The organism is Algoriphagus pacificus, from assembly GCF_017254845.1.
Taxonomy (GTDB): domain Bacteria; phylum Bacteroidota; class Bacteroidia; order Cytophagales; family Cyclobacteriaceae; genus Algoriphagus; species Algoriphagus pacificus.
In genome coordinates this window covers 491,751-511,638 of sequence record NZ_JAFKCU010000001.1, presented here as the reverse complement: position 1 = coordinate 511,638, position 19,888 = coordinate 491,751, and the positions used below count along the sequence as shown (strand labels likewise).

At 39.3% G+C, this 19,888-nt stretch carries 19 protein-coding genes; 15 read left to right on the top strand and 4 right to left on the bottom strand.

Annotated elements, in window-relative coordinates; translation table 11 throughout:
• The first annotated feature begins 16 nt into the window (after positions 1-16).
• Positions 17-1,177 carry a sensor histidine kinase gene (locus J0A69_RS02095; RefSeq protein WP_206584854.1) on the top strand — a complete coding sequence of 387 codons (1,161 nt, stop codon included), beginning with the start codon at positions 17-19 and terminating at the stop codon, positions 1,175-1,177.
• A complete protein-coding gene (locus J0A69_RS02090) occupies positions 1,140-1,868 on the top strand; it encodes a LytR/AlgR family response regulator transcription factor (protein ID WP_206584853.1) in 729 nt (242 codons plus the stop codon). Before J0A69_RS02095 ends, J0A69_RS02090 begins: the two co-directional genes overlap by 38 nt.
• A 32-nt stretch (positions 1,869-1,900) precedes the next feature.
• Here the strand turns inward: J0A69_RS02090 and J0A69_RS02085 are convergent, their stop codons facing one another.
• The gene (locus J0A69_RS02085) at positions 1,901-4,519 is read right to left on the bottom strand and encodes a lantibiotic dehydratase (RefSeq protein ID WP_206584852.1); all 2,619 of its coding nucleotides are present in this window, start codon (positions 4,517-4,519) and stop codon (positions 1,901-1,903) included.
• 382 nt (positions 4,520-4,901) lie between these two features.
• Here J0A69_RS02085 and J0A69_RS02080 point away from each other — a divergent pair, with 382 nt between their 5' ends.
• From J0A69_RS02080 to J0A69_RS02060, 5 genes are all read left to right on the top strand, one after another.
• The gene (locus tag J0A69_RS02080) at positions 4,902-5,096 is read left to right on the top strand and encodes a hypothetical protein (protein ID WP_206584851.1); all 195 of its coding nucleotides are present in this window, start codon (positions 4,902-4,904) and stop codon (positions 5,094-5,096) included.
• A 253-nt stretch (positions 5,097-5,349) separates the two neighbouring features.
• Positions 5,350-5,994: a DUF6266 family protein gene (locus J0A69_RS02075; RefSeq protein WP_206584850.1), complete on the top strand. Its 645-nt coding sequence runs from the start codon at positions 5,350-5,352 to the stop codon at positions 5,992-5,994.
• Between the two features lie 973 nt (positions 5,995-6,967).
• Positions 6,968-7,714: a hypothetical protein gene (locus J0A69_RS02070; RefSeq protein WP_206584849.1), complete on the top strand. Its 747-nt coding sequence runs from the start codon at positions 6,968-6,970 to the stop codon at positions 7,712-7,714.
• A gap of 1 nt (position 7,715) precedes the next feature.
• Positions 7,716-8,201 carry a DUF5675 family protein gene (locus J0A69_RS02065; protein WP_206584848.1) on the top strand — a complete coding sequence of 162 codons (486 nt, stop codon included), beginning with the start codon at positions 7,716-7,718 and terminating at the stop codon, positions 8,199-8,201.
• Positions 8,177-8,371, top strand: a complete 195-nt coding sequence (locus J0A69_RS02060; RefSeq protein WP_206584847.1) for a hypothetical protein — start codon at positions 8,177-8,179, stop codon at positions 8,369-8,371. The genes J0A69_RS02065 and J0A69_RS02060 overlap by 25 nt, the downstream gene beginning before the upstream one ends.
• 334 nt (positions 8,372-8,705) lie before the next feature.
• Here the strand turns inward: J0A69_RS02060 and J0A69_RS02055 are convergent, their stop codons facing one another.
• The gene (locus tag J0A69_RS02055) at positions 8,706-9,383 is read right to left on the bottom strand and encodes a CAP domain-containing protein (protein WP_206584846.1); all 678 of its coding nucleotides are present in this window, start codon (positions 9,381-9,383) and stop codon (positions 8,706-8,708) included.
• A 69-nt stretch (positions 9,384-9,452) separates the two neighbouring features.
• Entirely contained in the window at positions 9,453-9,944 is a 492-nt protein-coding gene (locus tag J0A69_RS02050) for a DUF6702 family protein (RefSeq protein WP_206584845.1), read from the bottom strand.
• An 82-nt stretch (positions 9,945-10,026) separates the two neighbouring features.
• Between J0A69_RS02050 and J0A69_RS02045 the strand changes: the two genes are divergently transcribed.
• The 4 genes from J0A69_RS02045 to J0A69_RS02030 all read left to right on the top strand — a co-directional run bounded on the left by J0A69_RS02045 (position 10,027) and on the right by J0A69_RS02030 (position 15,075).
• Positions 10,027-10,608: a HupE/UreJ family protein gene (locus tag J0A69_RS02045; RefSeq protein ID WP_206584844.1), complete on the top strand. Its 582-nt coding sequence runs from the start codon at positions 10,027-10,029 to the stop codon at positions 10,606-10,608.
• A gap of 45 nt (positions 10,609-10,653) precedes the next feature.
• Positions 10,654-12,957, top strand: a complete 2,304-nt coding sequence (locus J0A69_RS02040) for a M1 family metallopeptidase (RefSeq protein WP_394369872.1) — start codon at positions 10,654-10,656, stop codon at positions 12,955-12,957.
• 417 nt (positions 12,958-13,374) lie between these two features.
• Entirely contained in the window at positions 13,375-14,136 is a 762-nt protein-coding gene (locus tag J0A69_RS02035; RefSeq protein WP_206584842.1) for a porin family protein, read from the top strand.
• 159 nt (positions 14,137-14,295) lie between these two features.
• Entirely contained in the window at positions 14,296-15,075 is a 780-nt protein-coding gene (locus J0A69_RS02030) for an NIPSNAP family protein (RefSeq protein ID WP_206584841.1), read from the top strand.
• Positions 15,076-15,194: 119 nt separating this feature from the next.
• Here the strand turns inward: J0A69_RS02030 and J0A69_RS02025 are convergent, their stop codons facing one another.
• Positions 15,195-16,319, bottom strand: a complete 1,125-nt coding sequence (locus J0A69_RS02025) for an amidohydrolase (protein WP_206584840.1) — start codon at positions 16,317-16,319, stop codon at positions 15,195-15,197.
• 143 nt (positions 16,320-16,462) lie between these two features.
• On the opposite strand from J0A69_RS02025, the gene J0A69_RS02020 reads away from it, so the two are divergent.
• From J0A69_RS02020 to J0A69_RS02005, 4 genes are all read left to right on the top strand, one after another.
• Complete coding sequence (locus J0A69_RS02020) at positions 16,463-16,639, top strand: hypothetical protein (RefSeq protein ID WP_206584839.1); 177 nt, start codon at positions 16,463-16,465, stop codon at positions 16,637-16,639.
• An 11-nt stretch (positions 16,640-16,650) separates the two neighbouring features.
• Positions 16,651-17,280 (top strand): pseudouridine synthase, encoded by a 630-nt coding sequence (locus J0A69_RS02015; RefSeq protein WP_206584838.1) that lies wholly within the window; start codon positions 16,651-16,653, stop codon positions 17,278-17,280.
• 114 nt (positions 17,281-17,394) lie between these two features.
• The gene (locus J0A69_RS02010; protein WP_206584837.1) at positions 17,395-18,363 is read left to right on the top strand and encodes an AAA family ATPase; all 969 of its coding nucleotides are present in this window, start codon (positions 17,395-17,397) and stop codon (positions 18,361-18,363) included.
• A gap of 191 nt (positions 18,364-18,554) precedes the next feature.
• Entirely contained in the window at positions 18,555-19,790 is a 1,236-nt protein-coding gene (locus J0A69_RS02005; RefSeq protein WP_236032591.1) for a hypothetical protein, read from the top strand.
• Positions 19,791-19,888 lie beyond the last annotated feature (98 nt).

The following is a 19,888-nucleotide window of genomic DNA, read 5'->3' as shown; positions in this document are numbered from 1 at the left end:
ATTTTTATTTGATACCATGGAAACTATCGCATTTCATCCACCTACCGAAAAGAAGGGTATAAGTAACATCAGTTCAGGTATAAAACGCATTATGGGGAAAGTTTTGGAAAAGCCAATTCTTTTGCTTTTTCTACTCTGGGCACTTTATTTTTTACTTGATTTCTGCGTAATAATTCTCCTTAAAAGGCCGGTAAACGACCCGGTAATTCCTTTATATAATTTTATAGCTGGATTTTTAGTCATTGGATTTTTTTTAATCGATACACTTCCTGGCATGGATGAAAGCCGAAATAAATTCAAGGCCGTTTTTTTGTTGGTAGTAGTATTATTTGTGTTCTTTTCTTTAAAATTTACCTACCTCAAAGGATTTCATAAAATTAAGCCTGACAGTTTTGAATTTTTGCTTCTCGAATCGTTGAGGATTTTTCAGTTTTTGGTCTTTACCGCTGCGTTTTGGATTTCACGAAAAAACTTTCTTTTACAGCAACAGAAGCTCAGAGATGAGATTCAAAAGAAGGAGATCCTTTTAGATAAGGAAAAAATTCAGATAGAAAAGGACAGACTGTGGATAGAGCATCGATCTATTCAGATAAGCCCACATTTCGTTTTCAATACGCTTTCCTTTGTTTCTATAAAAATAGCCGAGTGCTCCAAAGAAAGCGTGGAAGAGTTTGAGAACTTAAGTTCTTTGATCCGATATAGCTTTAAAAGTCTGGAAGCACCCAATTTTATAAATGAAGAAATCGAAGCATTTCAATCCTATCTGATATGTCTAGAAGCTCGATTTGGTACCCTGTCGGTCATTTTTGAAATAGAGGATTTTTATTCATTGTCAGAATATCTTTTCCTACCAAAACTTACCATACTGACACTGGTCGAAAATGCATTTTTACATGGCGATTTCAGGAACCCCAATCTTCCTATTTTGATCAGATTTTTTATAAGACCTTCTGATAAACCCAATACTTTCATTTTTACAGCATTGATCTGTAATCCAATATTGAAAGGACCCTCTGAAATAGGCTCAGGTTTTGGCTCTGGAACGGTCTTAAGGATCCTGCAGCATTACTTTGGTGATGATTTTAATTATTTCATCTCAAGCGATGGACAAGAGTATTCTATTTTAATAACTATTTTTTATGACACAGAAAATCAAATTATGCCTAATAGACGATGAGGAGCAAACACTTGAAAAACTCAGGGATTTAATTGCGATGATACCGGGTTTTCATGTAGAGTTTGCAACTACAGATCCTATGCTGGGTCTGGATTTTATGTTAGCTGGCAAAGCTGATATTTTGGTGACAGATATTGTTATGCCTCATCTTGGAGGTTTGGAATTGATCAATCAATTATCTGAATTAAAAATTCCAGTCATTATTTGCTCCGGTTTTACCAAATATGCCTTGGAAGGATTTATGGTGGACGCTGTTCATTTTGTGGAAAAGCCAATAAAATTTCCAATGCTTTCTAAAGGACTAAAAAAGGCCAGCTTCTTTTTGCAGCGAAATCCCAATATCAAAGAATTTTTAAAAAAGAAGTATGTGATTTTTGGAGAGAAAGGTTCCCATAAAAGACAAATGATTATGCTGGAGAAAATAGAGTATGTAGAACAGCAAGGGAAAAATTCATACATTTTCACTACTGACTTGAAGAAGTATTCTGTAACTAATAATTTCCAGACTACTCTTAATAAGATCAATTTGCCCACACTTATAAGAATTCACCAATCTTTTGCAGTCAATGTTTTGCAGTTGAAAGAAATAATGCCCAAAGAATGTGTTTTGGCCTCAGGGAAAATACTTCCAATTAGCAGAATTTTTAAAGGTGAGTTATTGGATATCATGAATGATAGATTGTTGACCTGATATTTTGTTGGGGTCATCAGGAGGAAATCAATTTAGGTTATCCGGTGATTTTCGGCATTTTGTATGGACTTTTTTCGATCGGTCTTTTTGAAAATTTCCCTTCCCAGTTCCCTGTAAAGCCGATACCAAAGCTCCTTTTCAACTAGGAAGGAATTCATCGGGAAAAACCGGTTGATCATCATATGCAAATGGTTTAGAAGAAGATTTTCTTTCTCTTTTTGCGTCTTGTTATAAAATTCATGTCTGCTAATCCTTAACAGGTAATCTTCAATAGGGAACTGATGAAAATCGACTTCCATGATAGGTTTGAATTCTCGTTTAAACCTTGCAGTTAAATCAGGGGAGAATCTTTTCACCATCAGTTTGAAAACGATAAACATTTCTCCGGAGAGATCTTTGGCCTGGAAGACCATTTTCCACAATGCTACCACGATATCTTTTTTCAATGTCTCCTCCAAAAAAAGTTTTTGGTTAATTGCTGAAGACCCTAATAGGATAAAGTCTGACTCAAGACAAAATAGATGTTCGGAAGTCTGAAGTCCTTCTTTTCCATATTTGTTAAATTCCGGGTAATATCTGGCGGTTTTCCAATTAATATTCTCCTTATCAAAGAAAAAACTGAGCTTAGTAGAGAAATGATGTTTTTTTGTAATTTCTGAAATCAGAAACCTGAGCCTGATTTCAATAAAATTTTCTTTGGGATAGACCACATAAAACCATTGGCTTTTTTCTTCTCTCTTGGACAAACTTGATAGATATACACCAATTTTTTCCAAGGTATCCTCTAGTTCCGAACTGTTGCTTTCCAATACCAGACATAGCCAATTTTTGTCGTAATTGGATTGGGGGTTAAATGATTCAATTCTTTTTACTGGTTCGATTTGTTTGGAGAATTGATAGACAAATTGAGGGTAAAGTCTAGGGCTGGGATTTATACTCTCAGAGTTCGATTGGTACCAATGGACTTCGCACAAAGTCAGTTTCTTCTTTTTTTTCAGTTCATCCCACAAAACTTCCATTTCCAATTCAACTTTCCGATTAATTAAAAGCTCCTGATCCTGATTTCCAGCATGGAATATGTCCGAAATGCCAATTTGATCCAGATAAAAGCGCAGGTCATTTTGTGATGGGATAGTCTGAAGGTTTATTTGCCATCTTTTTGGCTGGATACATAAGCCCTCCCAATAGTAGCCTGGGCTGTAATCGCGATCATTCATTGTATAGGGCAAAAATCTAAATCTGTCCTGGTGTGCAATCTCCCATAATAGCCGCTGGATGGGATGACTGATTTCCTTTCCGTTTAACGGATGTAAGACAACAGGTACAATTACTTTACCGGTCTTTTCATGATATAAAAACATCCTTCCTTCTATTAAACCTATCCAAATATCCTCATATCCGATGTTTTTGGGATTATTGTTAGGTAAAGGACTGATTTCCCATTCAAAAATGTTTTCTACATCACAGATGGTATTAATGGCAGGGGTTTCCATCAGTCCAATATTTGCATATATGGACTCTTGATCCTGGTAGATTCTTTCTTTTATTCTTCCCGAAAATGCTTTTATTTCTTTGCATTGGTTAAACCTGCCTATATAGACGAAAGGCCTGTTGCACACTATATTTTCTATGATAGGATTGCCAAATCCATCTAACCTAAATAAAACTTGTACGTCAAAAATTTCAGTGGCCAATTCTTTTTTGGAAACTGTCTTTTCCAGGTCAATTCTATCTATTTCTGAAAGGTTCCGATGCTGTATATCGATTTTTTCGGATGTAAAATCTGATGCATTGTCTACTGAAAAAAATAATCCTGTCTTAAAATGGGGATTCTCCAACAGGTTGGCTAAAGTGATATAGCGGTCATCATAACAATCTGCAAACCATTTTTTAAAATTGGTGAGATAAGGGCTTTTTTCCTTTACAAACAAATTACCTGATCCCTTAACAAATTCATCTAGTCTTTTTTCTACTGAATTTGATACTTTCAACAGATTGCCTAGAAAGGTATTGCCGGAATTGAAATCTAGTTTTCTTTTGGGATGGGTAGGATACAAGAAGCCTGTTTCCAAAATCATGTTCCAGAATTCAGATGCAAGTTTAGTTCCTTCCTCTCCGAATTCACCTTCCATCGCAATAGAAAAACGCTTGTAATCAATTTCTGAATGCGCAAATTTTTCTAAAATCAAATCGAAAACCCTATTTGGGAGTATTTTGCATAGCTTCCACCGGGATGAAGTTTTATTATAAATATATGCCTGAATGTACCCGAGTCTTTTGGATATACCCAGTACAAGTCTAAAACTATCTTGTTTTGGCTGGCTCTCTTGGTAAAGATTAGTAAACCTAAATTTTGTACTCTCTATTATATCCTTGAACTGAATAGGTAAGTGGGCATTACTCCATTTCCCCAGACCTACACCTGCAAGCTTTCCAAAAGGGGTAGGTCGGAATCTTCCCCTGATCAGGTATTTATAAAGTTTGATTTTTGAACGTTGATCCAATTTTTCAAATTGGGTTGATTTGATAGAATTATAGAAATCCTTTGAACTGAATTTTATGGCTTCCAAGATTTCTTCCCAGTTTTTGGCGATTTCTTCTTGATTTGAAATATCAAATTGAAAGAGAGGGATGCGATATAAAAAATCCATGCTTTTTTTCCACAATCCTAAAGTTTTGACAACCCAATCTCAATTTTTGGTCACAATTAACCTGATTCTGGCATATTCAGCTTTCGTAAAAAAGTTAATAATTACATTTTTGATTTAATCTCATCTTCAAAGTCATTGTTGGATTTCTGGAAGGACTTTTTCAATCTCAAAAAAAGGTATTTTCATCACAGTCAATAGCTTCCATAATTTCCATTTTTCCATTTTTTTTCATGAAGAATCCATAGATTCCACTGTATTTTTTCAAAGTCAATTTTTTTAACTCAGTTTGGAATTCCAATTAGTTTTTAACCTCGGAGCTAGAGAAAAAACAACGTCATTTTTTTAATTATGACTATTTCCAGCTTTTTAAAAATACACTGCTATGCTAACCAAGAGATGTATTATTTACCCAAAAGACATAATGATGATCACTGGGAGAAGTGAGCGTTATGCACAAGCCATGATACACAAGATTCGTGAGTTTCACGGCAAAGAAATCCATCAGTTTATCACTGTCCGGGAGTTTGCTGAATTTTCCGGAATCACGGAGGAGCAGATCCAAAAGTACATGTATTAAAGTAGTGGAATACGGAACCCGATTCTGGATAGGTTAAAATACTAAGATCAAAAAAATAGGGTAGGTAATACTGAGCTAGTATTTGAATAGGGTTCCTCCCAGTCTTCTCCCACTTTGATTCTGCATTTCTCTTATCAGAAGCAGATAAACCCAGAAGAAAAGTGATCCAAAAGTAAAGTCAGAGAGGGAGATGTAATCTCTGGTTTTTTACAATCATCTATTTATTAAATCACAGGTATTAAAATTTTATGTTATGGGAATTATTCAAAACAACTTGTTTGGAGCAATCAGAGGATCCATGGGGAATTTGGTCTTTTACCAGCTGAACGGGAAAACTGTTGTCAGGCAAAAGCCAGGGCCAAGAAAGAAACCTGCAAGTGAGCGGCAGCTTTATCAGCAAGAGGCTTTTAAAATAGGACAGAAGTTCGTGACTCCTCTGAGAGAGGCTTTGAATTTTACATTGAAGAAAAGAAAGAACGGTTTTGAATCCGGTGCAAACAGGACTTTAAGTTGGGTAATCAAAAATGCCATTATCAATGAGAATAAAATGCCAGTTCTTCATCCTGAAAAAGTCAAAGTGACCAAAGGATGGCTGGCTAGTCCGGATGGTGCTTTAGCAGAAAGAATTTCCCCTTTTCAAATAGAAGTAAAGTGGACCCCCGATGCTTGGCAAGGTTCAGGTAGGGAAGAAGATAGACTGTTTCTAATCTGCTATGCTGTAGAAGCTAAAAAAGTACATACTATATACGAAGGGAATTATAGAAAATCAGGAAATCAGCTGGTGGAACTACCCTGGGCAGAGCCTGAGCTGGGGGAAGTTTATATCTATGTTTCTTTTTACTCCCAAAACGGTTATGTCCGGGATTTTTCGGATTCGGTTTGCTTGGGGAGAATCTAAGGAAAGGTTAGTCCTATCCAAAAATTATCTTCTAGGGAGAATTGGATCCACTTCAAGCTTCTCTCTTCGGTCATTGCGATGTCAGCTCTCACTTTAGATTTCTGACCTTTCCAAAATCCTAACTCTAATTTATATATCTCCAATATTATATCTTTTTGTTTCCATCCTGCTGGTAAAATCTTTCAGTCTCTTATTAATATTCTCGATCCAGCACTGATCAAAATACCGACCCTTTATACCCAGGCTTGCCCGCCGTGGCGGGGCTTTTAATATTTGCCCCCTCCGGGGTCGGACCACCAAGCGTCAATTGGACCATTAGCCATTGCTCAAGCGAGTGTCCTCACTCGCGTATCTTAGAGGATTCATTTTGTCCAGAATTCAAATTTTAAATCATATATCCTATATCTCAAATCTCTTTGAGTGCCATAGGCACGCCAGCTTGGTAACCTTCGAGTCAATCTCGAAATCTAAAGTGCCGTAGTTACAATACAATTGCTCTTTCTAGCCCCTAAATCATAAATCTTATATTAAAGTTTTCATCTTGCTGGCAAATCGATCCGTCTCCTATTGACAATTCCGAGCCAGCGCTGGTGAAATACTATTACTTCAAACTCAGGGCCCGATAGCTATAGTGGCGAAACCCTGGCCTGCCCGCCGTGGCGGGGCTATTGATATTTGACCCCTCCGGGGTCAGTTCCCCTAGCGTACCTTGGATCATTTGATTTCTAAATTGATTAGACGCTTTGTTTTTAGCTTTCATATTTTGCCTTCTGACTTACCTGCTCCCTGCGACTGATCACTTTCTCCCGTCTTTCCAGCTTTCTGACTTTTACCTTATTTCATATTTCCAGTTCAAGATTTTCTTCCACATTATAGTGGCATCCGCTACATCCGCAAGATCCGCATAGTCAATTGATAACCAGTTCTATAAAAATGAATTTTCCTGCATGTTTAACCTAAAACCCATTTAAAAATGGCAAAACAAGCAGGAGTAATTACACTCAACGGAAAAGTAGGAAGGCTTTCATTCTACAAAACGAAAGACGGGTATTTGGCCCGGGAAAAAGGAGGGGTAAGCAAAAGCAGGATCATGAACGATGCGCGATTTGCACGTACTCGGGAAAATCTGAAAGAATTTGCTGACAACGCCAGCTCGGCAAAGTTATTCAGGGATGCACTTAGACCGGTCATTGCCAAAATCGGTGATAGTAGATTGGCTCTTAGGATTACCCAGGTAATGATGAAAGTCCTGAAGTCTGATTTAGTAAATAACCGTGGGGAGCGAATGGTGAGAGCTGGAGATTGGAATTTGTTGAAAGACCTGGAGCTGAATGCCGCCAGTTCTTTAGGGAGCACACTCTTTCTTGAAATCACCTATGCAGATTCGCCGACATCCTGGGATGCAAGTATTCCAGCCTTTATTCCACAGGATTTTGTGGCAGTTCCAAAGGGAGCCACACATCTCCGGATTATCGCCACAGGGATAGGACTGGACTTTGAAACTACCGGACGAACAGTCCAAACTATGAGTTCAGATCTTTTACCGGTGATTGATCCCATTCTTCCGATCAGTCTTTCTGTTGCGAAGGCACCGCTTTCCGGAACTCACAGAGCCTTTGCACTAAGCGTGGAATTCGTTCAAATGGTAAATGGTAGTGAGTATTCCATTAACAATGGAGCCCACAATGCTGCCAAGATTATCGGAGTAGAACAAGTCTAAGATGAGACTGGTACTATGTAGAAAGTACTGGGCAGGGATTACCCTTGGGAGATTGTTTCTGGGAAAGCAGCAACTCTGCTTTACCCGGGAACCTCCCAAGGCTTGCTTTGGTACCAAATTCACCTGTCTGAATGAAGGTGTCTATGAACTGGAACCGATTCACTCAGAGGAAAAAGGCTGGGAGATCGGAATTGGGGAAAAGGGAAAAATCCGAAGCCTTGGTCTTTGCCTGCCAGCCGGGAAGGCAGGTCCCCACAGACCGAAAGGTGAGATTAAGGAAAGAGATGGAAAGCTTGAATCCTATTCCATCTATCCAGTCACTTCATACAGGGCCGACGGTACCCCGCTATTCACCAAACTAGCACATCTCAAACTGATGGAAAGGCTGGAGAGGGTATGGGAAAGGGGAGAAGTCGTAGAGTTGCAGATCGTTTCTTTAGGAATCCCTTATCAACTGGAATCATGTCTGGAGCAGAGCTACTCTTAACCTTGGCGGGAGCAGTGACCATGTTATTGCTTTCGGTGATTGCCTATTTCCTCAAACTGTTGATTGATGATACCCGGCAGTTGAAAGGTGAATTGGCGAAGTTGAAAGAGCTCTTTTACAGACTTGAGATTGAACAGGCCTTCCTAAAGAATATGATGAAAGGAAAGTGAGCAGCTTGGCTCCTTCAGTTATGTTTTAGATGACAGTATCTTTAACCTAGTTCCTAAAACTTCACTTGGGCCAAATTCCAAAAGAAGAGGGAGGTGAATGTATAAAAAAAGAGGCTCCTTTTCACTGGAGCCTCTATATACAATGACGAAAGGTATCAACTAAACTGAGAAAAGCCTTACTCTCCGTATGAGCTGCAAGACAAAACTGAGTCATTGCATTTTTAAATACTGAAATAGGGGAGGAAGGTTATAATATTTGGAATCTTTATGATTTTAGGTGAATCCGAATTCTCATCGGTTTAAATCATGGATTAGCGTAAATTGGGAAGTATAATCACTTATGTTCGCTACTGAAACACTGTACGCTTATGAAATTTGGCATATCGTAAAAAGTATCGTCACCATAATATGCAGCCGCACAGCCCATATATTGATAGCAAGTACTGATAATGTTATTCTTATGCCCTCTGGAATTCATCCATAAAATCAAAACAGACCTGGCAAAGGAAATATAGGTATGTGGAACAATCTCTTCTCTCTTTGATCGGCTTACATATGTGAAAACGCCACTAGGTCCCGGAGGATTGACCTTTCTTCCGTATTCGTATTGGAGGCCATTGCTTGAACTGATGTTTTCAGCGTAACAATAGGGATCCAGCCCCTCTATTTTTAGGCGGTCAGTGAGCAGCTTCTTTCCCGGGACTTTACTGTAATGGGAATAAAAATTATAATTGACCATATCGTCAGCATGATCCTTGGCGACTTTTTCTGCTGCCGGCAAATGCTTTAAAAGTGGCAATCTCCTTTTCGCCCGCATTTCATTAGTGACATAAAAGATTGCTGCGTTTAAAAGTGGCCTATCTATATTTTTGAAATCTATAGGCTTGTATATCGCCTCAAGCTTAAAAAATGCTTCGAGGGAATATTTTTGGTAATCTTTCTCCGACCAATTTTGGGCAAAGAGGAAAGAAGGAATGCAAAGAAATAAAGCGGTAAAGGATACTCTAATCAAGGGGAATTGTCATTGGTCGATTGATTCAATGACGAAGAAATTTTAAAATTATTATTCCTAAAAAGGTCTTTATAAATCCAATTGCTCTGATTCATGGTCTTTTCTCAGAAGTAAGCTCTTGGGGCTGTTTCCATTCACATAGACATGGACAATATTTTGCTGGGAATCATGTTCAGCTAACAGAACGGAATTTTGCACTTTGATTGATTTATCAAAAGTCGTTTGAGTCGACTCTATATAAAACCAGATAGCCTCTTCTTCTACTTCATATCCAATCAGATTCAGGCTTACAGCCTTACCATCTACCCAGATTTTATTTTGTTCCAATAAATAGGCTTTGACTTGCTCATCAAATAATTTCTTGTCAGAGGGATTAAGTACATCAATGGAGGTACCATGAAATTTCTCTAAAGAGACCTCAAGATCATCCCAGAAAATTTTCTCAGCAATTTCCAGTTTTTGACTGGTTTCATTGTACCTGATCTCGGTAAGACTGATGAAAAACGGGTGAGTACTAACCAGCCATCCCAAAGAAATAAGGCATATATAAAGATGTTGCATTTGGTAATAGTCTTTTGTCTTTTATGGGAATTATCCTGTATTATTGCCGCAATTTACTTCTTTCGAAGTAGTTCTACCCTATATGAGTTCCTTTCAATTATACTTTCGCTTGGGCGTCCAACATATTTTGGACATTCAAGGATACGATCATATTTTATTTGTTTTGGCCCTCTGTGCTGTTTTTATTCCAAGAGATTGGAGGAAAATCATCATTTTGGTGACTGCTTTCACGATTGGCCACTCATTGACCTTGGCTTTAGCCACATTTAGAGTCATCCAAGTCAATACGGAATTGATAGAGTTTTTGATTCCCGTGACTATCGCTATCACAGCTTTTATTTCCATTTTACGCCCAAAGCCTGCTTCTGGTAAAGGTGTTACGATCAATTACATCTTTGCTTTGTTCTTCGGTCTCATTCATGGATTGGGATTTTCGAATTATCTAAGAAGCTTGTTGGGTCAGGAAAATTCAATTTGGCAACCACTTCTGGCATTTAATCTAGGTCTGGAACTCGGCCAAATCGTGATTGTAGGAATTTACCTACTGATGACTTCGATTTTGGTTGGACTGGCAGGAGTGAGTAGAAAAGAATGGACGTTGATCGTTTCCTCATTTGTATTTGGAATCGCGCTCATGTTGATGTTAGAAATGAAATTTTGGTAATAAATCACCTTTAGTAATATGAAGAAAATAGGATTAATCGCTTCCATGGCTCTGTTGAGTATGACGAGTGTTTTTGCTCAAAATAGATCCGAGCAAAATCATGCGGAACGCTTTGAACAGCTAGGTCCAATGCTTCGCACACCGAATGTGTACAGAACAGCTTCTGGAGCTCCGGGCCATATGTACTGGCAACAGCAGGCAAACTATGTGATCAACGTCGAATTAGACGATGAAAACCAGTCAATCAAAGGTTCTGAGAAAGTCACCTATATCAATAATTCTCCGGATCAGCTGACCTACCTATGGGTTCAATTGGAAGAAAACCAACGTGGTGCTGATTCCAATTCTCCTAAAGTAGCAGAGAGCTCTATCAGCAACAGAATGACCCTTCGTACACTTGAAGGAATCATCTGGGCGAATGAGGATTTTGGTTACAAAGTTTTAGAAGTAAAAGATGCCAAAGGCAATCCGCTTCCAGTGACAGTGAATCAAACCATGATGAGAATTGATCTACCTACTCCTTTGAAAGCAGGTGATTCATTTACTTTCGGAGTGGAGTGGTCTTTCAATATCACCAACCGAGTTGGTTATATCGCTGGTCGTCCAGGATATGAATATTTCGAAGGAGATGGAAACTATCTCTATACTATGGCTGAGTGGTTCCCAAGAATGGCGGTTTACTCTGATTTTGAAGGATGGCAAAACAAGCAATTCCTAGGAAGAGGAGAGTTTGCCTTAGTATTCGGTAATTACGAAGTCAATATCACCGTGCCTGCTGATCATATGGTTGGCGCAACAGGAGTCTTACAAAACCCAAGTCAGGTGCTTTCTTCTACCGAATTGGAGCGTTGGAACAGAGCAAAGCAAACCTATGATGCTCCTGTCGTGATCAGAACGCAAGAGGAAGCCACAGAATTGGAGAAAGGAAAAGCTACTGCCAAAAAAACCTGGAAATTCAAGGCTGAAAACGTAAGAGACTTTGCTTGGACATCTTCCAGAAAGTTTATTTGGGATGCGATGGCTGTGAAGCAAGGCGGCAAAGATGTGATGGCAATGTCTTACTATGGAAAAGAAGCAAATCCACTTTGGGGTCAGTATTCTACCCGAGTTGTTGCTCATACAATCAAGTCTTACTCCAGCCATACTTTTGATTATCCCTATCCAACAGCGATTTCCGTGGAGGCTGCCAATGGTATGGAATATCCAATGATCTGTTTCAACTATGGTCGTCCAGATTCTGATGGTACTTATTCTGAAGCTGTGAAAAACGGAATGATCGGGGTCATTATTCACGAAGTTGGACACAACTTCTTCCCGATGATTGTCAACTCTGATGAGCGTCAATGGACTTGGATGGACGAAGGTTTGAATACATTCATGCAATATATGGCGGAGCAGGAATGGGATAGAAATTTCCCTTCCAGAAGAGGTCCAGCTCATAAGATCGTTCCTTACATGAGAAGCGAGAAAAATACATTGGAGCCAATCATGACCAACTCTGAAAATATCATTCAGTTCGGTCCAAATGCTTACGCAAAACCAGCTACTGCTTTAAATATCTTGAGAGAGACGGTGATGGGGCGTGAGTTGTTTGATTATGCTTTCAAAGAATACGCGAGAAGATGGATGTTTAAGCACCCAACTCCGGATGATTTATTCAGAACCTTAGAAGATGCTTCTGCAGTAGACTTGGATTGGTTCTGGAGAGGTTGGTTCTACGGAACTGAGCCTGTGGATATTTCGCTTGAAAATGTGGCTTGGTTTAAACTGGATCAGAGAACTCCTGCGGAGAAAGCTGCCGATGCTAAAGCAGAAGCTGAGTATGATGAGACAAACGTGTCTAGAACTGCCAACATGAAGGATGTTCCTCAGACAGTGATCGAAGCAAATCCTGAGACTAGAGACTTCTATACAACTTATAATCCATTTACAGTAACTCCTGCTGATGAGGAAGCCTATAAGAGTTTCATGGCGAGCCTTTCTCCAAAAGAGAAGGAATTGTTGAATTCAAATATGAATTTCTATGAACTCAACTTCAAAAATGTGGGTGGATTGGTGATGCCGATCATTTTGGAATGGCAGTATACTGATGGAACTTCTGAAATCGAAAGAATCCCTGCGGAGATCTGGAGGTTGAATGAAACAGAAGTGACGAAGGTTTTTGCCAAGAAAAAGGAAGTGAAGCAAATCGTTTTGGATCCTTTGAGAGAGACAGCGGATATTGACGAGTCCAATAATTACTGGCCAAGACAATATCAGCCAACACGTTTCGAGTTGTTCAAAGGTTCAGGAGCTGCTAGAGGAGCTTCTACTGGTAGCAACCCAATGAAAAGAGCAAAAAACAATTAAGAATAAGTAGAGATATATGAAAAGCCGGCGAGAGTCGGCTTTTTTTGTTATAGGATTTAACCGCGAAGGCCACAAAGAAAACGCAAAGAGTTTAAATAGTTTTTCGAGTTTAGCTATTCGGGATTTATAATCTGCCCTTCGGGTTCCGATAATTATCGGAATGTAATCCCGAAGCTTTATTTGAAGATTTTAAATCTTCAAAAGAGATTTAAAATCACTGACCTGAAAGTTAATAATCCCATAAAATCGGATTTAAAATCCTATGAAATAGGTTCAGGATTATAAATCCTGAACAGCTGGGTAATCATTGGAACCTGAACAGCTGAACTTCTTGAAGCCCTAGGTTTTTGGAGAGCACTTTGCATTTATAAGTAAGACTATTTGATTCCCAAATTTTAAAACCATTAAAAAAAGGAAATGGATAAGCCTCAACTTAGACTTTTGTTTTTGCTCTTTTTTCTCACATTACCACATTTGGTAAAATCCCAATTTAGGCTCAGTTTGGAGTCTGGAGCTGCTTTTTCGCAATATAATGACGTCCGGGTTCCAAATGGAGATTCAAATTCGGGGACGCTTTTTTCACTTCAGGATGATTTCAACCCTCAGACTACTGCCTTTTTCAGGTTGGAAATGAGCTACCTGATCAATGGGAAACATACAGTGGAATTGACGGCTGCCCCTTTGCAGATTGGGTATCGGGATTCACAACTTGAGGAAATAAATTTCGCCGGAACGCTATTTTCAGGAGAAGGAATCGACGGATCTTATAAGTTTAATACCTATCGGGCCAGCTATCGATATCGCTTATTGGACAATGATCGATGGATCTTTGATTTGGGCGCCACAATTTTGGCGAGAGATGCCCGAATTGCGCTGACACAGGGTGAGTTGCAGGCTGAGGATACAGACTTAGGGTTTGTCCCATTACTCAGCTTCAATCTGAATTATACCCCTAAAGATAAACTCTCGCTAGTTCTAAAAGGTGATGCTTTGGTAGGCCCTCAAGGTAGGGCAGAGGATATTTTTGCAGGAATACAATATCCGATATGGAAGCCAGGCTTGAAACTCAAAGCTGGCTATCGCCTAATCGAAGGAGGCGCCGATGTCGACCAGGTGTATAATTTTGCATATATCCATTTTGCAAGTCTAGGATTGGTGTATGATTTTTCTTTAAAATAGGATACTGTGATTTAAGCTTAGGCATGCATCCATGATAGCAATCAAACCTGAACAGTTTAATCTTAAAATTCGCTTAGATTTTTACAAACAGGATACTTCCTTTCGAAGTTTACCTTAGATTGGATATTCATTACCCATTCATAACCTAAAACCTAGAAAATGAAACAATTAAAAACTTTGTCTTTAGGACTATTCGTTTTGTGCCTTCTATTAAGCTCAAACTTGATGGCGCAAAAAAGAGATATTTACGAGCTGAAAACCTACCACATTACCAGTCCTGAGCAGGAGCAAATGTTGGATAGCTACTTGGAGAAAGCTTTTATTCCGGCGGCCCATCGTAATGGAGTGGCAAAAGTAGGAGTATTTAAACCAATTGCTTCCCAGCCTGATGCGGGTCAGAAAGTGTATGTATTCATTCCGTTTAAATCTTTGGATGAGTTTGAAGCATTTGAAGGAAAGCTATTAAAAGATCAGACTTTTTTAAAAGACGGAGATGCATATATCAATGCAGCATTTGACAAGCCTCCTTACAAAAGAATCGAAACTGCGATTTTACGAGGCATGTCTGAACATCCTAAGTTTGCTCCTTCCAAACTTACTAACGACAAGAAGGATAGGGTCTATGAGTTGAGAAGTTACGAAGGCCCGACGGAAAGACTATATCGTCAAAAAGTGAAGATGTTCAATTCAGGCGAGATGGAAATTTTTGACAGATTAGGTTGCAGCCCGATTTTCTATGCAGAAACCATTGCGGGAGCGAATATGCCGAATTTGATGTATATGACCACTCATGAAAACATGGAGGTAAGAAATGAGCATTGGAAACAATTTGGTGTAGATCCAAAGTGGATAGAAATGCGGGATATTGATGAATACAAAAACACAGTTTCCCGAAACGATACCAGATTGTTGTATCCGACAGAATATTCAGATTTATAATTGAAAAGCCGGCGAGAGTCGGCTTTTTTTATGCGTAATATTCTCACGCAAAGTCGCTACGACGCAAAGAATATTTCTTTGGTTTGCTTTGTCCTGCTTTTCCAGAAGCAGGACTGAAGTTACCCATTTAATTTCTTTGCAATCCCCTCAAAAAGCTTCACACCAGTTTCAATCAACTCATCTGGAAAATCATAGGTAGGTTCATGTAGCTGTGGGCAGTTTTCTCCAGAGCCCAATCCAAATAAATAAGAAGGACAGGTCTGACTAAATAAGCCGAAATCCTCTGACCAGCGGAAAGGCTCTGGTTTTTCATAGATATCAAAGCCCAGTTCGAGCATCACTTGTTCTGCAATTTCAGCTGCATTTGGATCGTTTTTAGAAACTGCAAAAGACTCAACCAAACTGAATTCTATACCAAGCTTTTCCACTTTCGCTATTCCCTTTGCTTCAGCCATTGCTCTTTCAATTAAACTATCCAGGTCTTGTTGGTTGAAAGCACGAATTGTCACACTCAAGCTTCCTTTTCCAGCACTGGTTCCAAATGCCAAGCTGCCAAGTTCTGCGTGTATAATTGTGACCAAGGAAAAGTTTTTAAAATAGGAAGGAAGATTCGGAAGAGTTTGGATCAAATGCATTATTGCTTTCGCTGGATTTATCCCTGCATCGGGATGAGCCGCATGAGCTGTTTTACCAGTCAGCGAAATGGTCAAACCCGTACTACCAGCTGCGAAAGTTCCCTTCCTTATCACCAACTGATGCAATGGAAATCCTGGGAGATTGTGTAAAGCAAAAGCAAAATCAGGTTTAATTCTTTGAAATTTTGGATCATCCAAAATCCTTCTGGCACCCTCACCTGTCTCTTCGGCTGGCTGAAACAGCAAAACCACTTCACCTTTTTCTGGTTTTTGAGCAGCTATTTTTTCTCCCAAACCACAAAGAATTGTCATGTGCCCATCGTGCCCACACAGATGAGCTTTGCCATCTACTTTGCTCTTATAGCTTGGATTTCCGATTTCCTGAATAGGTAATGCATCTAATTCTGCTCTAAAAAGTGTGCGGGGGCCAGCAGATTTTCCTTTAAAAATAAAAGCCAGACCATGTCCACCCAGATTTTCTATCACCTCATCTGGTTCAATCTTAGAAAAAAACTGGAGGATTTTAGAAGCTGTTTTTCCTTCTTCTCCTGCTGTTTCTGGGGATTGATGTAATTCCTGACGTAATTGTATGAGTTGGTTTAAATGCATTTTTATTGAAAATTTCCACCAAGGTAAAGTCCTGATTTTCTTTTGGAACCATTTTTGCCAAAAAATTCTCCAAGAAGCGAGGAACTTTTACCTATTCCTTCGCTATTTTAGAACATCACTTTAACCCTTAAAAGAGAATTTTTATGAGCGAAGTACAACTACAAGATTTAGAAGCCCAGATTGCAGCGCTTAAAAGCCAATTGACTGGTGATATGTTTGCTGACATGGAGGTAAGAGACAAAATTCACAATCTGGAAATGAAGCTGAAAGGTGTAAAGCCTATGGATTCCAGCATTGATTGCATCGGTTGCGGAAGTTAAATCCGAAGACATTGTCACGATACTTTATTATTTACAAACCCTTTGGGGTTTTAAGCCAATTTTCAGGAGAGGGGCAGACATTAGCCTCTCTTTTTGATTTTCCAAAGGAGGTATATCCTGTGGGAAGATTGGATAAGGACTCCGAAGGTTTGCTTTTGATTACCGATGATAAATGGCTAAATCATCACTTGCTTAACCCTCGATTTGGACATCAGCGAACTTACTTGGCCCAAGTGGAGGGAATTCCTACTGAGGAAGCCATCAAAACTCTCAGCAATGGAGTAAAGATAAATGTGGATGGAAAAGATTACCTCACCAAACACGCAATTGCCAAACTCCTTCCAGAAAGCCCAGAACTTCCAGACCGGGATCCTCCTATTCGTTATCGAAAAAATGTACCCGATTCCTGGATAGAGTTAACTTTGATCGAAGGAAAAAACCGACAGGTCCGTAAAATGACAGCGGCTGTAGGCTTTCCGACTTTGCGGCTGGTACGTAAATCAATGGAGAAAATTAACATCATGGACTTTGCTGTGGGCGAAGTTCAAGAAATGGATCAAGACAGCGTTTACCATAAACTTGGACTAACAGGTTTTAAGGATGCTGCGAAACAGAAGCAAAATAGACCTAAAAGGTCTTAAAAAATCCTAAATTCCCTTTCCACACGAGGCTTTACCGCTTCTAAGATTTAAGATTGTCCTTTGGGACTTTTTAACTTATTTTAGTCCCTCAGCATAGTATTAAAATACTTATCCATGCATCAGGAAAAAATTCAACAAGTAATAGAGGAAGTAAAAAAGGTGGTAGTAGGTCAAGACCGAATGGTCAATAGACTTTTAATCGGCCTATTTACAAATGGACATATATTATTAGAAGGTGTACCGGGACTAGCCAAAACCTTGACCGTAAATACACTTGCCAAAGTATTACACCTAGATTTCAATAGAATTCAGTTTACCCCGGATTTGCTTCCAGCGGATTTGATCGGTACCATGATCTACAATCAGCAAACGGGTGATTTTGAAGTGAAGAAAGGTCCGATTTTCTCGAATTTGATCTTGGCCGATGAGGTAAACCGTTCTCCTGCCAAAGTTCAATCTGCACTTTTGGAAGCTATGCAGGAGAAGCAAGTGACGATTGGAGAAACAACTTTCCAACTCGATAGACCATTTTTGGTTCTTGCTACTCAAAACCCAGTTGATCAAGAAGGAACCTATCCACTTCCTGAAGCTCAGGTCGATAGATTCATGATGAAAGTGCATATCGATTATCCAAGCAAGTCCGATGAAATGGAAGTAATGCGTCGAATGGCAAATATGTCATTTACCAATGAGGTTAATGCTATCCTTTCAAAGCAGGATGTATTTGACATCAGAAATGAAATCAATGCAGTAAAGATTGCTGAGCCTTTAGAGCATTATATAATTGAGCTTGTATTTGCTACTCGATTCCCAAAACAATACGGTTTGTCAAATGAAGCCAAGTATATCATGTTTGGGGTTTCGCCGAGAGCAAGTATCAATCTAAACCTTGCAGCAAAGGCAGTTGCCTTTATGGACGGAAGAGATTTCGTGTTACCTGAGGATATTAAGGAAATCGCAGAAGATGTATTAAATCACAGGATTATCTTGAATTATGAGGCTGAGGCAGATGGAATTAATACAAGAGATCTGGTAAAAATATTGATGGAAAAAGTGCCGATTAATAAGTCGGTAACATTATAATAACATTAGAACCTGATTTAAACGGCTTCCTGCAAGGGAAGCCTTTTTTTATGTTTGATCTATTAATTCAATATTAAATTCTGTCAAATTTTTTAAAAAAAGGATAATTCAAATAATTCTCTTGTGCTGATTAATTGAAGCAGTTTTGCATCATCAATAGACGACGAAACCACAATTCAATTAATAACTCAATGAAAAAGTTAAACTCTTTATTCTTCATGTTCTCAGCGATTGTGATAGGATTTACAAGCTGTATTGAAGGTAATGACAAACCATCAACTGGTACGGACCCAGATACTTCTAATAGTATTTTGGTTTCTTCCAATATCACATCTAACACTACTTGGGAAACTGGAAAGACCTATGTCTTAGGTGGTAGAATTTCGGTTACTTCTGGTAACACCCTTACGATTCAGCCAGGTGTTGTTGTAAAAGGTGAGGTAGGATCTGGTTCTAACGCAACTGCATTGATCATCGCTAGAGGTGCTAAAATCGATGCGCAAGGAACAGCAACTTCTCCAATCATTTTTACAACTGTTGCTGACGAAATCAAGCCAGGAGAAATTATTTCTCCAAACCTAGAGCCAAACCTTTCTGGTCTTTGGGGTGGATTGATCATCCTTGGAAATGCAAAAGGTTCTTTTGCAGGTGATGTAACAGAAATTCAAATTGAAGGTATTCCACCATCAGATACAAATGGACTTTATGGCGGAACTAACGACGCTGATAACTCTGGTGTTTTAAAATATATTTCAATTCGTCACGGTGGTGCTAACATCGGTGAAGGAAACGAAATCAACGGTTTGACTCTTGGTGCAGTTGGATCAGGAACCGTAATCGAAAACGTAGAAGTAATCGCAAATCAGGATGACGGAATCGAATGGTTCGGCGGTGCTGTAAATGTAAAGAATGCTTTGGTTTGGAATGCTGGTGATGATGGTATGGATACCGATCAAGCTTGGGCTGGAACATTGGATAACTTCATCGTTATCGCAGGTAGCGAAACAGACCATACATTGGAAATCGATGGGCCAGAAGGTTCTGCAGTAGCAGGTCACACAGTGAAAAACGGTTCTATCAAAGGAAATAATGTGGCTGAGTTAGGTGACTTCAGAGATGGAGCAAGAGGTACTTTCGAAAACATCTACTTCTTCGGATTTGCTGATCCGGCGACTACAGATGGAAGAGGTGATCTTTCCCTAAGCGGTGACAAAACATTGGCGACTTTCGCTGGTGGCCAGTTGAAATTCATGAATCTTCAGGCAACTCTTGCTGATGGGGTGTCTTTGACTACTGTATTCAAAGCTGGTACTGCTGATTTTGCTACTACTGTTGCAGCTGGTGCAAACACGGTAGGTGCTAATAAAGCTGCATTTGCTAACTGGACTTGGGCATCTGCCGCAGGTCAATTGGCAGACTTCAAATAAGAAACAAAAAATAGAAAGGGAAGAACGGCCTTGCAAGGTGCCTTTCTTCCCACTTCTATGACAAGTCAATATCAATTTGCTGTATGAAAAATAAATCT

Coding starts and splice junctions, on each gene's coding strand:
- J0A69_RS02095 (WP_206584854.1), top strand. CDS start 17: ATGGAAACTATCGCATTTCATCCACCTACCGAAAAGAAGGGTATAAGT.
- J0A69_RS02090 (WP_206584853.1), top strand. CDS start 1,140: ATGACACAGAAAATCAAATTATGCCTAATAGACGATGAGGAGCAAACA.
- J0A69_RS02085 (WP_206584852.1), bottom strand. CDS start 4,519: ATGGATTTTTTATATCGCATCCCTCTCTTTCAATTTGATATTTCAAAT.
- J0A69_RS02080 (WP_206584851.1), top strand. CDS start 4,902: ATGCTAACCAAGAGATGTATTATTTACCCAAAAGACATAATGATGATC.
- J0A69_RS02075 (WP_206584850.1), top strand. CDS start 5,350: ATGGGAATTATTCAAAACAACTTGTTTGGAGCAATCAGAGGATCCATG.
- J0A69_RS02070 (WP_206584849.1), top strand. CDS start 6,968: ATGGCAAAACAAGCAGGAGTAATTACACTCAACGGAAAAGTAGGAAGG.
- J0A69_RS02065 (WP_206584848.1), top strand. CDS start 7,716: ATGAGACTGGTACTATGTAGAAAGTACTGGGCAGGGATTACCCTTGGG.
- J0A69_RS02060 (WP_206584847.1), top strand. CDS start 8,177: ATGTCTGGAGCAGAGCTACTCTTAACCTTGGCGGGAGCAGTGACCATG.
- J0A69_RS02050 (WP_206584845.1), bottom strand. CDS start 9,944: ATGCAACATCTTTATATATGCCTTATTTCTTTGGGATGGCTGGTTAGT.
- J0A69_RS02045 (WP_206584844.1), top strand. CDS start 10,027: ATGAGTTCCTTTCAATTATACTTTCGCTTGGGCGTCCAACATATTTTG.
- J0A69_RS02040 (WP_394369872.1), top strand. CDS start 10,654: ATGGCTCTGTTGAGTATGACGAGTGTTTTTGCTCAAAATAGATCCGAG.
- J0A69_RS02035 (WP_206584842.1), top strand. CDS start 13,375: ATGGATAAGCCTCAACTTAGACTTTTGTTTTTGCTCTTTTTTCTCACA.
- J0A69_RS02030 (WP_206584841.1), top strand. CDS start 14,296: ATGAAACAATTAAAAACTTTGTCTTTAGGACTATTCGTTTTGTGCCTT.
- J0A69_RS02025 (WP_206584840.1), bottom strand. CDS start 16,319: ATGCATTTAAACCAACTCATACAATTACGTCAGGAATTACATCAATCC.
- J0A69_RS02020 (WP_206584839.1), top strand. CDS start 16,463: ATGAGCGAAGTACAACTACAAGATTTAGAAGCCCAGATTGCAGCGCTT.
- J0A69_RS02010 (WP_206584837.1), top strand. CDS start 17,395: ATGCATCAGGAAAAAATTCAACAAGTAATAGAGGAAGTAAAAAAGGTG.
- J0A69_RS02005 (WP_236032591.1), top strand. CDS start 18,555: ATGAAAAAGTTAAACTCTTTATTCTTCATGTTCTCAGCGATTGTGATA.